Raw genomic sequence first — 13719 nt, forward strand, 5'->3', positions numbered from 1 at the left:
GTGCACGCCGTCGTGCGCGAGGGTGATCGTGAACACGGACAAGAACAGATGGTCGTGCGATCAACCCGCTTGGACTGAGTGCTGTGAACTCCAGTAGTGTGCACCATCACCCCAAACCCAACCCCCTAGCCATTACGGGCGCTGTCCTCAGCGGCGACGAGGTCACGACCCCGTTTGAAGAGACCCATCGATGCCACATCACTCGACCAGAGTCGATTCAAAAGTTCAGCTAACTAATTGATGGTACTTGTGTTTTTCAAGGATTCGTTTGGACTCGATTTCAAGGATTCATTCGCCGTTTCAAGAACTGAGTTCTCGAATTGCTCCCTCGAATTCTTGAAATTCTGAAAAAGCGCTGGAGTGAGTCGTTCCGCATCAATCCCAAAGGTGGACCACACCGCATTTGTGGAGCAAATGGATCGTCGGCTGATGTCATGCATCGATATCCACTCGGAATAGCGGATCGAAGAGCGGATTTTCATCCCCGTAACCGATTGGGTTTGAAATCAAACGGGTCCGACCGCGCTTTAAGTTCATAGAAAAGTGCGTGTGTCCTGAGACCCAAAGGTCAGGTTGATAGCGATCTATGATGGTCAGAAGATCGGAGCCATAAGCTGCGGATAGGATGTCGTTGTTGCGGAATGGCGCGATCGCTTCCAAACAAGGCGCGTGATGCGTAAGGACAAGCGTAGGTCCTTCGTGCGGCTTGGCAAGCTCTCGCTCGATGAACGCCCTGGATTCGCGGTGTAGGATCTGGGCCTGGTTCGGAAGAAAAGGCTGTGAGGGTTCTTGCTGCCAAACGATGCGAGAGTGATCAATCATGGCATGCTGCGCTGTTCGCATCGCTGGAGCGCGTAGCTCCGCGCCAAAGAGCTCATAGTCAGTCCATAAAGTTGCGCCGATCACGCGCAACCGACCAACTGTCACGGTATCGTTCTCCAGAAGGTGGATGCCAAGCCGCAAAGCCGCCAGCTTTCCAGCTTCGAGCTCATCGGACCATGTGGTTCCAAAAAATTCGTGGTTACCGGCCACGACGACGATTTCAGCTGACGGAGGATACTTACGCCGAAGGGCGCTCACTGCTCCTATCAGACCCTCACATGTGTCTCCAGCAACAACAACGACGCGCGCTCCTGCTGTAAGTGGAGGAAGGCCACGCGCACCGGGATAGTCGATGTGTGCATCAGAGAAGATCTGGAGTCGCATGAAGGGAGTCTGTTCTGGCGGAGGTGGACTATTTCTGGTTTGAACTCGGCGCCCAGCGGTCGGTTAGAACGAGCCAACTATTGGCAGGCGTGCTGGACAACGGGGCGAAGGCATATTGCGCTTAGAGCGCCCCGAAGAGCAACAAGCCGCGGCGTTACCCGAATTGAAGCGAGCGAGTATGTCACCATTTCCGAATGGCATTGTAATCAGCGCGCCGATGGGTTGATGACTTCGCCGTCCTCCTTCACGAACTCGCCGATGTCCGTATTGGGAGGGATGTCGAGCCTCCGACGGGCGGCAGAGTTTGACGCCCTTGGGTGTCACGACGATTGGCGATTGATCAGGATCGGATGGGCGAGCATCGCGTCGATCAGCTAATCGTCCGACGGCGAAGTATCCGGAGAAATGCGGACTGCCCGTCAGGCTTTCCGCTTGGAGCTTTTTTTTGACGGCGCTTGTGACCTGGATTTGGCGGGAGGGCAGCAGGCTTTGCTGACGTCCTCGACAACCAAGTTACAGAGTTCCGGGTGCCCGTCACAGCACTCGCTGATCAGAAAACCTATCACCGCGCGCATGCCTTCCACGTTTGAGCGATAGATGATCGTCCGTCCCTCGCGGGTGCTGCGCAGAAGGCCTGCCCGCACCAAGATGGCCAGGTGGGACGAAAGTGTGTTGTGCGGCGCGCCAATGGTATCGGCGATCACGCCGGGCGGTAATACCGACAGGCTCGTGCTTGATCAGCAACCTGAAGATCGCGAGACGCGTAGGTTGCGCAAGCGCGGCCAGAGCGGAAATCGCATGGGGCTCGGACATCTCACCCTGGACTGGCCGGGTACTGGCGTGGCTGGTTACGGCAAGCATCGATTTCCGCATTCCTTAGTCTCCGCGCGAATTGTCCAACTGCGTCATCTTTAACCTACAGATTAGGTGACAAGCCAGCACGCTTCGATTATTGAATATGTCGAGACGTCTCGACACATCGTACTCCCTCGATGTGAAGGGAGTGCGACAGAAGCGAGCGCTCCGGCCGGTAGGCGTACCGGGCCGATCTCGAGGAAACAGCCAGTAGGCGTACTGGCGAACCCGAGGAGCATTCACCATGTCGCGCTGCGATCGTATGGTCGATGTCGGCCGCCGTCGCTTCATGAGCGGGGCGGGTCTTGCCGCCGCCGGCGTTGCCGTCAGCTCATTCTCGCAATCCCCCACACAAGCTGCGCCGGCCTCCGCCAGGGTCGATTATCCAGTCAATCGTCTGGCGAACGTCAAGGATCTCAAACTCAACGAGCCACTTAACGTCACCTATCCCGACGACAACGCTCCCGGTGTGCTCCTGAAGCTCGGTAAGCAAGTGCCGGGCGGGATCGGCGCCGATGGTGACATTGTCGGCTTCACGACGATATGTCCGCACAAAGGTTTTCCTCTCAATTACAGCGCGGCCGATCGGACCATGAACTGTCCCGGCCATTACTCTCGGTTCGACTGTGAGGCAGGTGGTCAGCAGATCTGGGGCTAGGCCACGCAAAACCTCCCGCAGTATGTGCTCCGCGTGGACGGCAAGGGCGATATCTACGCCGAAGGCGTGGACGAACTGCTCTACGGCCGCCTTTCCAACGTACTCTAAGGGGGAGGAACGACCATGGCCTACAAGCGTCAAATCGATCGGCTGCCGATCGTCCCTGCGGATGCCAAGGAATTCAATGTAGCCTGCCACTATTGCATCGTTGGATGCGGCTACAAGGCGTACACTTGGTCCACCAGCAAGCAGGGCGGCACGGCGCCCGATCAGAACAAGTTCGGTACGGATCTGAGTAAGCAGCAGGGCGCGGAGACTGCAGCCTGGTATTCGCCTTCGATGTACAACGTCGTTCGCCAGGACGGACAGGATGTGCACATTGTCATTAAGCCCGACAAAGACTGCGTTGTGAATTCGGGCTTGGGATCGGTCCGCGGCGCGCGCATGGCCGAAATGAGCTACTCCCAGCAACGCAATACGCAACTGCAGCGCCTCACCGAACCCATGGTCTGGCGCTATGGACAGATGCAGCCCACAAGCTGGGACGATGCGGTTGATCTCGTTGCGCGCGTGACCGTCACAGTGATGAGCGATATGGGCGAAGACGGCGTGTTCGTCTCAGCATTCGACCACGGCGGCGCTGGTGGCGGATATGAGAACACATGGGGCACTGGGAAGCTCTACTTCGGTGCTATGAAGGTGAAGAATATCCGGATACACAATCGTCCGGCGTACAACTCGGAAGTCCACGCCACGCGCGACATGGGCGTGGGAGAGCTTAACAACTGCTACGAGGATGCCGAGTTGGCCGACACGCTCGTCGCTGTTGGAACCAACGCGCTCGAGACCCAGACCAATTACTTCCTGAACCACTGGGTCGCTAACCTGCGCGGGACTTCGCTGGACAAGAAGAAGGCCGAGTTTGGCTCGGAGTCAGTGGAGCGCGCCAAGATCATTATCATCGATCCGCGTCGAACGGTGACCGTTAATGCCTGCGAGGTCGAAGCCGGGAAAGACAACGTTATGCATCTGGCGATCAATTCAAGCACTGACCTTGCGCTGTTCAACGCGTGGATGACGTACATCGCGGACAAGGGCTGGGTCGATAGAGCCTTCATCGAAGCCTCGACGACAAATTTCGATAAGATGAAGGCCGCCAACAAGATCAGCTTGGACGACGCTGCGCGGATTACGGGTTTGACCTCCGAACAAATTCGCAAATCTGCCGAATGGATTGCTCAACCCAAGGCAGGCAATGCCCGTCGTCGAACCATGTTCGCATATGAGAAGGGTCTCATCTGGGGCAACGACAACTATCGCACAAATGGCGCTCTGGTGAACGTGGCGCTCGCAACAGGCAATATCGGTCGGCCCGGTGGCGGATGCGTCCGCATGGGCGGACACCAGGAAGGCTATTCCCGGCCATCCGATGCGCATGTGGGACAGCCTGCTCCTTATGTCGACCAGCTCCTGATCGACGGCAAGGGCGGTGTTCATCACATCTGGGGATGCGACCACTACAAGACGACGTTGAACGCATTCAAGTTCAAGCAGGCGTACAAGAAGCGCACCGACATTGTGAAGGACGCCATGATGACGGTGCCCTATGGTGATCGTCCGGCGATGATCAACGCGATCGTGGGGGCGATCAAACAAGGCGGCCTGTTTGCGGTCGACGTCGATACGTAATTGGGCGAACCGCGTGGCACGTGATAGCTCGGTGCGAAGGTCGCGACCAGAAGGTACGGACACGTGCGCTTGTGGGGAGACGGTAACGGCGCCCTTCAGTTCGAGCTACACCCCGGAAGCAGTAGTGAACAAATGGCGATGCAGCGCTTGTGGTCGACGATGGAAAACTACCGTCGGCATTTAGCGAACTCGTTCCTTGGAAGGAACCGAGGGTCACCTCCAAAAGATGCATTGCCACCATCACAGTATTTTACTCAATCCATCTAAAGTGGAGGAAAGCCACGTGATCTCTTACAAAACAAACGCTCGCAAAGCTCTTCTTCCTAAAGCGCGGATCGATCAACCGCGCAGTCTAGACGCAGAGCTAGCAGAACTGGCGCTGTTACGAGAAAAAATTCGATTGGCTGAGGCGCGAATCCGCCAAAGAAGGTCCTCGACATTATTTCCCGCGCCAAGATGTTCTCCGCGCTCATGAGGCCTGTCCTCTCCTTCGCGACCATGATGGGTCTTTTAACCGTCACCGCAGACGCTCAGGAACTGAACTGCGCGGATTTCCAACGGATTCCAAATGGCTCGTGGATCCCAATCAAACAACTTCTAATTATCAAGCCTGCCGGCCATGTCTCCATCGGACCCGGCAATGCCTTCGATCCGGGCATTCCTTTTAAAGGAATTGATTTCGCCACCCTGCTGAATGCAAAGTGCAGATAACACGGATAGCCCTTATCCCCCCGGTGGAAAACATCTCGCGGCACATGATCCTTTGATCAGGCATGGCGCTAGTCGCTTTGCTGCGTAAGACGAGAAAAATCCGCAAGCACCGCCGCGATAAGATCGCGGTGACGCGAATCTTGCGGCCCTAACGAAGTGGCGTAAAGATTCAGCACGTAGCGTGCCTTGGCAGCGGCCTCGGGCCACGTTGTTGCAAGCGTTTCTATCAATTGTGTTTCGATTTGCGCCTCACGTTCACGAACCAGCTCTGAATGCCTTTCAGCTTCCGCCAACACCCGCCGAAGATCAGTAGCCTTCTGCGCAGCCATCCCACGATGAGTGTCAAGATCAACCGGGTCGTCCGTCATATGGCATACTCGCATCGGTCAGGCGGAAGCCACGATGATGCGCCTTAATCAATCGGGATGCACGTAGAAAAGCGCTCGGCTCATCATCATCCCACCGAATAGAAGGCAGGCTGCGGGTCATGTGTGAGGGTAACGTGCGCCTTTGTGTCGTCTTGCTGAAGGGCGGGTTCGCCAATCAAAAAAAGGCCCGCAGCCGTTGCCGGCGCGGGCCAGTTCGCCAGTCCGCGCAGATTGGATAGCGCTGCGGTTGACGCTTCTCTATTGATTTTGAGAGGCTGACGCAACCCACGCCACGCTAGAGTACTTCATACAATGCCAGTGTCAGAGATTCTCAAGATGCGGGATTGACGCAAGTTCTCGGTCATTGGCACGACGAAGAGATCGAGGAAGCTGAGATGTCCAGGCCGCCGACACGGAGGAACCAATGGTGTCACGCGAACGAGAGATAACGGATCGCTATGCCAAGAAGATGCACGCTCACATCAGGTGGATTAACAGTTTGTCACCCCTGCAATCTATTGTCGTTCGGAAACGCGATATCCTGCGCCATTGCCTTCTCCTCAGACGATTGATCAGAGACGGCTACCGCTCGTCGGATCTCCATGCCGATGATTTCCTCATGCGCGCACAATGGGGTTTGGTCCAACTTCGCAGGGAGCGCGCGCTTGCTAGGAAAACCATGCACTAACATTTCGAAGGTTGACCCAGATCACTGCCCACACCTCACTATCGCTATGCGGGATATCCGGATTGAACCGCAACGATGCTCAAATTACGCCATTGTTTTTTTGCATTGCCTAATTTCTCAACCGGCCGCCTTAACTCATGGGTAAGGACACCGCACCTAGAACGTTGATACAACTCCTTTGCCTAGGAATGGACAACGTTCAGTTGAATTGTCCGCCACCGGTGGGGAGTTGGAATGCAAGGCTACAGATCAAACGCGCCGGTCGCGAGTTTGTCGTTACGTCGGTGACAGTGAGATCCTCAAATGCGCGACGAAACGAGAAGCGCAGAAAGCAATTAGCTATGCGCGGCACGGCCCCCCTGGTCATTCTATGACCAAGAAACAATCCGTTAGCTTCGGTTGGATTCTCGGCGGCGGTTTGGTTCTGGCCCTCGCACTGCTTTATACGTACCATTTGAGCAACGTGCATGTCGCGCTTTAGTCCAGTCCATTCTACCATTCACAAGATCGGGCTGAGCTGATCTTCTGTCACAATCCGCTCAACGTTGTCGCTCTTGCTCCTGATGCGGTAGCGTATGCGCATATCAGCCTCGATCGGCATCCTTGAGATCACGGTGTAGATGTTGGATCGAACGTTGTCCGAGCGACCCTGCGGCCCCTGGCGTTGATGATAGACATCTTCATCTTTCAGAAAAACCTGCGCCATTTATCTCACTCCCGCTGTCCGAGTTGGTGCTAAAACTCCATACAAGCAAAAAACCCCGTCACTGCTGACGAGGTTTTATCAAATCGTTCCAGTACATCCGTGAAACGACTTTAAGCCAGCTTGAAGCGCTATTCCGGTACATCCGCGTAATAGCGTCCAATCTGTCCGCTAGACTAGGGCGAGATTCTCCGCGCTGACTTTGCCTCGCATCTGGTCGACCTTAGTTTCATAAGAGACTTTTTGACCTTCAGCGAGGCCGGTCAGGCCCGCGCGCTCAACTGCGCTGATATGAACGAACACATCGGCGCCGCTGCCATTCGGCTGAATGAAACCAAAGCCTTTTTGGCCGTTGAACCACTTTACTGTACCTGTTGTCATTTGCTTTCCTCTAGGCGCACAGATGCCCGTTGTCGCACAAGATTGCGCGAACCTATCCAATTTCAGCGATGTCTTTGGAAAGGGGCCGGAGGCGCGTTAACAAAAATCAGTGCCAGCAATCGAATGAGGACAGCTTAACAGGTTAAGCCGGGAAAGCCACAACTCAATTGTGTTCATGGCAAGGCCCTTGTTTCTTCGCTTTCCTCGTAATGTGGCCCGGATACCCTTATATAAGAGACTACGACAACAGAAAGCGGGTGAGATGATAAAGCAACCGACGGCCACCCACATCGCGCGCGTCGAGCGCATGCGTATCGCGGCTCAAGCCGGCGCTGAAGCGCGCGCTCACTTCCAGGCTCAAGATATTGCTATCCGTAAGAATATGGAGCGGCTGCGTGCAATCCGCCTGGCCAAGGAGGCCGAAGACGCTGCTATCGCACCGAAGCTGGCGGCGACGCCCCGCCCATCGAGGAAACGAAAATCGAAACTTGTATAGCTCGTCAAAGCTCCGACGGTTTCGCATCTCATCCGAGGGAAGAAGCTATTCCGTAACAGCGGCTCGGATCGCATTCTTAAAAATTTGCGCACAAGCTTCCATTGCGCTCGGCTTCGGCCCGCTGGTAATAAGTTCCAGACTCCCAGGAATTCTTTCAACTAGCCTCGCTCTTCTTTGAAGCGCATAGTCGTTCATCGCCGCAAGGATCCTGGCATCCGGTGACTGAGAGACCGCTCGCGCTCCCGGCTGCAAAGGGAGTGCAGCCATGACGGCCATTGTTTATCCGATCCATTTTCAGCGAAGATTCGAACGACGTTGGGCAAACCGAGTGGCGCGCTATGCGGTCGTTCGAAAGTCACGGCCGGAAGGCACTGACACATGTGCTTGTGGACACGATGTGACGGCGCCTTACAGTTCCAAATATACACCAAAAGCGGTGATCAATCGTTGGCACTGCTCGGCTTGCGGTGCGGATTGGAGGACGAGCGCTGATGTTCGTCGTCGTGTTTCGGATTTGAGCGAATGAGAAGCCGGGCGTGGACCGCCGCGGAAACCGAACAATTACGAAAACTAGTTCAAGATGGCATCAGTCCCGCCAGGGCCTCGGTGTACTTCGATCGACCGACAGCTTCAGTGCAGCACTATGCTGCCCGATCTGGATTTCCGTTCACTCACATCCGTGAATTGAAGCGGGACAGACTAAAGAAAGAGGACGCAATCAGGGCCAAGCTGGGATTGCCACGGCTACACCGATGAAGCCGAACCTGGTCTGCGAGACTCCAACCAACCGAGGAGAAACTCATGCCTTTCGTCGAAATATCGCGGGACCAGTTCGCCAAAATTGCCGACCAAGTTGAGGATCGCGCCTACACGCTGCCTGCTGGTCCCGAACGGACAGACGTGCTCCTGCAAGCTTACAGCATGCAGACATTGGTAAACCGAGCCCAATGGGACGACGAGATTGTATTCAGAACCGAAACGTTCGCGAGGCCTGATAAGTTGAAGCCCTCATGAACCCGCGTGTTCGACGGTCAAGTCTCTGATGCAAAGTCCGCTTCGAAAAGCCGACCTCGCGAAAGGCGTTTTGCTGGGACTCGTCGTAGGCTTGTTACTAGTCGCTGGGATCACAGGCGTGGCGGTTTATTTCTTCCCCGAGCTAATTGTTGGCTCACCACCACCTCGCTAGGGGCACGGGCTGGAGCGCCCCCTCTATTAACCGTCATTCGCTGCGGTTACGTGGGTTTTGGCTGGAACTAAGTTCCGCTCTGGGATTTGAATCTGCCGAAAAAATCCATCGCTAAGATCGCAGCAATGAAAACGTCAGATATCTACCGAGAGAACGCTGAGAACTGCCTGCAGCTTTCAGAGCATGCAACGTCCGAACCGGCTGCGAAGCGCTATCGACGAATGGCGGAGGCTTGGATAGCCCTCGCCGACGAACAAGATTGGCTCGACGGCGAAATCGGGTTAGGAGCATCCGCGGTCCCCTCTCGGGAGACGAGGCCGCAATGAAACATCCAACGAGCAGAAGCTGGACGCCCGACGATATCGAGAAGCTGCGTCACTTCGTTGAGACCGGCGTATCGCCTGCGCGAGCGGCGGCGCACTTCAAGCGGTCGATGGTTTCGGTTCAGGCGAGAGCGCGGCAGGAAGGCTTTCCGTTTCCGGATCGGCGGTATTTGCAAAGAGAACGGCGCGCGAAAGGGCAAGCCATGACGGAATTCAATGAGACGGCTTAATCCGAAGGATGCAGCGCCAGCTTTTCGGCTTCAAGTTCTTGAGTAAGCTTGATGAGCGCGTCCAATGTCCGCCGATCACCGATCTGGCGACCGAGGCTTTGATACTGCTCGATCCGACGTTCAATGATTTTGCACCGTTCGCACATAACGTCTCCGATCTGGCGGGAGCTCGCTATGTCTCTCAGTCACCGGCTGCCATAAGCCGAACGGTGATACCGTCCAATACCGTACTTTCAAATAAGTTCAATCTACGTGGAATTGCCAGTTCGCCAGTCTGTTGATGCCAGTGCATGCCGCATTCTGGCAAAAAGTTCCGCTCGCTTTTAAATATTTCAAGCTCCTGTTCTTCCTGTACGGAGTGCATACTCGTAACCATCGGAGAAAGGAGCGGTGACTGAGCATCAGTCGTCCTGCTAGTGGTGCCCATGCGTCGGAGAGTCCGATGGCCCAGATTCGGGGGTACCTATCGAGAGCAGATTCTCATTGAGGCAGCGCAGTTGCGAATCGAAGCAGCAAAGCTTCCCCCTGGCCGAGCGCGCGACGCCGTACTCCAGAGAATCGGCAGGCTGGAATTATCTGCAAATATCGATGGCTGGATCAATTCGCCCGGCCTTCGATGCCCTGAGGATAAGCCGGATGAGAGTTCTCGTCGCGAGTTGCGGGATCGCACTAGACCTCGAGCAACTTAAAGATAGTCACAACCGGCTTATCTACCCAGGAACTGCAGTTTCGGCGAAGATTCAGGGAGGACGCTTTGTCGAGCGCGTACTGAGCGTCAGCTGCGGGGAGCACGCTAATAATCTATTCCTTGCATGTGGATGCCTATCGCCTCCAGCTCCTCACCTAAACTGAAAAATGTACTTGCCTCGCCGGAGCGCAAGCAACAATCCAACGACACATCCCTTCAGTTCATGGGCGGAATATTGCGCTGAGCTAGAGAAACTAAACAGCGGTAGTTAGCCGAGCGGTTCGGCTAAACCGTCTCATAGGTCGAGGAGCATATGAGCAAATCCGTTCTGAAGCGGAATAACGTACAGGTCCGAGGCTCCGGACCGCGAGCCATGGTCTTCGCGCATGGCTTTGGTTGCGACCAGAACATGTGGCGATGGGTAGCGCCGGCATTCGAGCATGACTTCACCACCGTGCTGTTCGACCATGTCGGCGCTGGCGGCTCCGATCTCACCGCCTACGACAAAGTGAAGTATTCAAGCCTGTCAGGCTACGCGGACGACATTGTTGAAATTGGCCGCGAACTCGGTCTCGACGAGGCGGTATTCGTCGGACATTCCGTTAGCGCCATGATCGGGGTGCTGGCTGCTCAAAAAGCGCCGGGGTTGTTCGGCAGGCTGGTTCTCGTTGGTCCCTCCGCTCGCTACATCAACGACGGCGATTATTTTGGCGGCTTCAGCTCGGCACAGATCGAGGAGTTGCTGGAGTTCCTTGAATCTAATCACATGGGCTGGTCGGTTCAGATGGCGCCCATGATCATGGCTAATCCAGAGCGGCCCGAGCTCGCTGAGGAGCTTACGAACAGCTTCTGCCGCACCGACCCCGACATCGCCAAGGAGTTCGCGCGCGTCACGTTCACCTCCGATAACCGCAACGATCTGCGCAAAGTCGCGGTCCCGACGCTCATCTTGCAATGCAGCGAGGACATTATCGCCTCTAGCGAGGTTGGCGAATTCGTTCATCGCAATATTCCTGGCAGCCGCATGATCACCCTCGACGCGTTTGGCCATTGTCCAAACCTTAGCGCGCCCGAGGAAGTTATCTCGGCCATGCGGACATTCGTATGAACGACGAAGGCGGACCTGACTTCAATGATTTAATCGAGAATGCACCCTGCGGTTATCTCAGCCTGCGGCCGGGCGGCCAAATTGACTTCGCCAATCGCACCTTTCTGGAGTGGAGCGGCTACACGATGGAGCATCTCCACCGAAAGCGTTTCAGCGACCTTGTGAACGTGGCGGGCCGGATCTACTACGAGACGCATATCGCGCCTTTGCTTCGCATGCAGGGCTTCTTCAATGAATTCGCCATTGACGTGGTGAGGTCAGACGGCGTCCCCCTGCAGATGATCGCGAACGCCAACGAAGGGCGCGGTTCCGATGGCAAGGCGCAAGTTATTCGGATCGCCTTGATCAAGGCCACCGACCGCAGGCGCTATGAACGCCAACTTCTTGATGCCCGCGAAGCTGCTCGCACTGCCGAACAGAACACATCGGAGGACCTCTACCGGGAACGCGAAACTTCCGATCTCAGAGAACAATTCATCGCGGTCCTTGGCCACGATCTGCGAAACCCTCTCGCCTCGATCAGCGCGGGTGCGCGCATTCTTGGCCGCACGGTGCAAACAGAAAAGGAGCAGCAGGTCATTGCGATGATGCAGACGACCGTGAACCGGATGGCGTCGTTAATAAACGACATCCTGGACTTCGCGCGGGGTAGGCTTGGAGGTGGCATGACGCTCGAACGCGAGCCGAGCAGGCCGCTGGAGCCGACGCTTGCCCAGGTCGTGGACGAACTAAGATTGGCTTCCCCAGGCAGGATTATCGAGACCGAATTTCACATTGAAGCGCCGGTCCCTTGCGACCATGTCCGCATCGGTCAACTCGCTTCGAATCTTCTTGGCAACGCGTTGACGCACGGTGCAGCCAACCAGCCGGTTTATCTTCGCGCGGAAACAAGGGACACGACTTTCACGCTATCCGTCTCCAATACGGGCGAGCCGATACCGGAGGCCGCGATGGAGAAATTGTTTGAGCCGTTTTTCCGTGGCGTAGCGCGGCCGAGCAGGCAGGGTCTTGGCCTGGGCCTCCACATATCTTCGCAGATTGCCAAGGCGCACGGGGGAGAGCTCTCGGTCATTTCCACACCGGAAGAAACGCGCTTCACGTTCTCGATGCCGGTGACCTCCTGCGAAGCGCAGTGATGCTGCCTCCATCTTCTTGGATGCCCGGAACCGAACGGACGATCGGCATTACTACCGTCGAGGAGCCCATAGCCCAGAATGCCGAAATACTTTTTCATTCATCATGACCGGCTGATTGACGACCCGGAAGACGGTGTGAGCGTCGCCAAGGAGCTTGAGCTGGAGAGGACAAGCTCGAAAACATGGGCGTACAGATGCGCTGCCGAAGGCGTATGGCCGTTTTTTTCGAGATGCTTTTTGATCAGGCAAGCCGCGCTCCTTAACCGGGGAGCGACTTTTTATTCGCGCATAGCGAAGAAACAATTTCTCAGACTCCACGATCGCTTTGAGCGCGCGTATCGCATTGATTTACCAATGCCGAGCATCGCGGTAAACGCGTCGCTAATGTTCCTGCATGGCATTGAGCGGGATATTGACCTCGCAGATCAATCCACTGGGATCAAATCTCAAGCGGGCTTCACCCTTTAGCTGGCCTGGCAAAGCTTGCTCGATGAGCCGGCTGCCGAAGCTTTTACGCAAGGGCTCTTGAACGGGGGGGCCGCCGCTTTCTCTCCAATGCAGGATGAAGCGCTTCGGATTGTCTTCCGAAATGGTCCATTCAATCCATACGCGACCACCCGACACCGATAGCGCGCCATACTTGGTGGCATTCGTGCAGAGTTCGTGAATGACCATTGACAGCGACATGGCCGGACCGGCTGAGATCGCAATGTTCTCACCATCGATTTCAAACTGATCAAGACTTTTAGACTGAAAAGCCTTGACTGCATTTTCGATCAACGTTCGGCAGCCGGCTCCGGTCCAACGCTCGCGGATGAGAAGATCTTGAGCCGTTCCCAGGGCCAGCAACCGATCACCGATCGTCTTGGCGGCTTCCTCCAGACTATTCGCAGTCCTTAACGTTTGGGATGTAATTGCTGAAGCAATAGCGAGAGTGTTTTTGACACGATGGTGCAACTCGCGGATAACCACTTCCTGAAGCGTCGCTGCTATGGCGCTCGCCTGCGCATCGACGCCGGCTTTCGCAAGCAACTCCCTTAGATAGTCTGGATCGCTCTCAGGCGAAGAAATTGCCATCATTCATAATAATACCCGGAACTTCTGGCTTCGTACACGGACGTTGTGCTATGCTGTAGTGGCACTTAGCCGCGTTCCTTAACCGGGGCGCGGCTTTTTAATTGAGCTTACTCTGCGCAGCTTCCTGAGCAGAATTCGCGCGCAACGGCCGGCCCGGGTCCATGGAATCGCGAGCCCGAGCCGACCTTTGCCACCCGCTGCGTTCCCAGGCGGCAA

General features: G+C 55.8%; 14 protein-coding genes and 2 pseudogenes. 9 read left to right on the forward strand and 7 right to left on the reverse strand.

From position 1 onward, the window contains the following. Positions 1 to 432: 432 nt before the first annotated feature. Positions 433 to 1206, reverse strand: a complete 774-nt coding sequence (locus ACP0KA_RS25115) for a metallophosphoesterase (RefSeq protein WP_424631417.1) — start codon at positions 1204 to 1206, stop codon at positions 433 to 435. Positions 1207 to 1625: 419 nt separating this feature from the next. Then, positions 1626 to 1910: an ArsR/SmtB family transcription factor gene (locus tag ACP0KA_RS25120; RefSeq protein WP_424631418.1), complete on the reverse strand. Its 285-nt coding sequence runs from the start codon at positions 1908 to 1910 to the stop codon at positions 1626 to 1628. On the opposite strand from ACP0KA_RS25120, the gene ACP0KA_RS25125 reads away from it, so the two are divergent. The 4 genes and pseudogenes from ACP0KA_RS25125 to ACP0KA_RS25140 all read left to right on the forward strand — a co-directional run bounded on the left by ACP0KA_RS25125 (position 1804) and on the right by ACP0KA_RS25140 (position 5119). Further along, entirely contained in the window at positions 1804 to 2121 is a 318-nt protein-coding gene (locus ACP0KA_RS25125; protein WP_424631721.1) for a hypothetical protein, read from the forward strand. The two genes, ACP0KA_RS25120 and ACP0KA_RS25125, sit on opposite strands and share 107 nt — an antisense overlap. Positions 2122 to 2305: 184 nt before the next feature. Beyond that, a pseudogene (locus ACP0KA_RS25130) lies at positions 2306 to 2827 on the forward strand (arsenate reductase (azurin) small subunit). Positions 2828 to 2842: 15 nt separating this feature from the next. Further along, a pseudogene (locus tag ACP0KA_RS25135) lies at positions 2843 to 4402 on the forward strand (arsenate reductase (azurin) large subunit); the annotation flags it as partial. A gap of 477 nt (positions 4403 to 4879) precedes the next feature. Next, positions 4880 to 5119: a hypothetical protein gene (locus ACP0KA_RS25140; RefSeq protein ID WP_424631419.1), complete on the forward strand. Its 240-nt coding sequence runs from the start codon at positions 4880 to 4882 to the stop codon at positions 5117 to 5119. A 68-nt stretch (positions 5120 to 5187) separates the two neighbouring features. Here ACP0KA_RS25140 and ACP0KA_RS25145 read toward each other — a convergent pair whose 3' ends face one another. From ACP0KA_RS25145 to ACP0KA_RS25160, 4 genes are all read right to left on the reverse strand, one after another. Then, positions 5188 to 5487, reverse strand: a complete 300-nt coding sequence (locus tag ACP0KA_RS25145; RefSeq protein ID WP_424631420.1) for a hypothetical protein — start codon at positions 5485 to 5487, stop codon at positions 5188 to 5190. 1187 nt (positions 5488 to 6674) lie between these two features. Beyond that, positions 6675 to 6881: a hypothetical protein gene (locus ACP0KA_RS25150; RefSeq protein WP_424631421.1), complete on the reverse strand. Its 207-nt coding sequence runs from the start codon at positions 6879 to 6881 to the stop codon at positions 6675 to 6677. A gap of 168 nt (positions 6882 to 7049) precedes the next feature. Further along, positions 7050 to 7259, reverse strand: coding sequence for a cold-shock protein (locus tag ACP0KA_RS25155; protein WP_424631422.1), 210 nt, complete (start codon positions 7257 to 7259; stop codon positions 7050 to 7052). A gap of 238 nt (positions 7260 to 7497) precedes the next feature. Then, the gene (locus ACP0KA_RS25160; protein ID WP_424631423.1) at positions 7498 to 7620 is read right to left on the reverse strand and encodes a hypothetical protein; all 123 of its coding nucleotides are present in this window, start codon (positions 7618 to 7620) and stop codon (positions 7498 to 7500) included. Positions 7621 to 8556: 936 nt separating this feature from the next. Between ACP0KA_RS25160 and ACP0KA_RS25165 the strand changes: the two genes are divergently transcribed. From ACP0KA_RS25165 to ACP0KA_RS25185, 5 genes are all read left to right on the forward strand, one after another. Then, positions 8557 to 8769 carry a hypothetical protein gene (locus tag ACP0KA_RS25165; protein WP_424631424.1) on the forward strand — a complete coding sequence of 71 codons (213 nt, stop codon included), beginning with the start codon at positions 8557 to 8559 and terminating at the stop codon, positions 8767 to 8769. Between the two features lie 494 nt (positions 8770 to 9263). Continuing rightward, positions 9264 to 9494 (forward strand): hypothetical protein, encoded by a 231-nt coding sequence (locus tag ACP0KA_RS25170; protein ID WP_424631425.1) that lies wholly within the window; start codon positions 9264 to 9266, stop codon positions 9492 to 9494. A gap of 8 nt (positions 9495 to 9502) precedes the next feature. Then, positions 9503 to 9775: a hypothetical protein gene (locus tag ACP0KA_RS25175; RefSeq protein ID WP_424631426.1), complete on the forward strand. Its 273-nt coding sequence runs from the start codon at positions 9503 to 9505 to the stop codon at positions 9773 to 9775. A 720-nt stretch (positions 9776 to 10495) separates the two neighbouring features. Then, positions 10496 to 11290, forward strand: coding sequence for an alpha/beta fold hydrolase (locus ACP0KA_RS25180; RefSeq protein ID WP_424631427.1), 795 nt, complete (start codon positions 10496 to 10498; stop codon positions 11288 to 11290). Then, positions 11287 to 12426: an ATP-binding protein gene (locus ACP0KA_RS25185; RefSeq protein WP_424631428.1), complete on the forward strand. Its 1140-nt coding sequence runs from the start codon at positions 11287 to 11289 to the stop codon at positions 12424 to 12426. The genes ACP0KA_RS25180 and ACP0KA_RS25185 overlap by 4 nt, the downstream gene beginning before the upstream one ends. Before the next feature lie 381 nt (positions 12427 to 12807). Here the strand turns inward: ACP0KA_RS25185 and ACP0KA_RS25190 are convergent, their stop codons facing one another. Next, positions 12808 to 13506, reverse strand: a complete 699-nt coding sequence (locus tag ACP0KA_RS25190; protein WP_424631429.1) for a sensor histidine kinase — start codon at positions 13504 to 13506, stop codon at positions 12808 to 12810. Between the last annotated feature and the right edge of the window lie 213 nt (positions 13507 to 13719).

This window comes from Bradyrhizobium sp. SYSU BS000235, from assembly GCF_049747295.1.
Taxonomy (GTDB): Bacteria; Pseudomonadota; Alphaproteobacteria; order Rhizobiales; family Xanthobacteraceae; genus Afipia.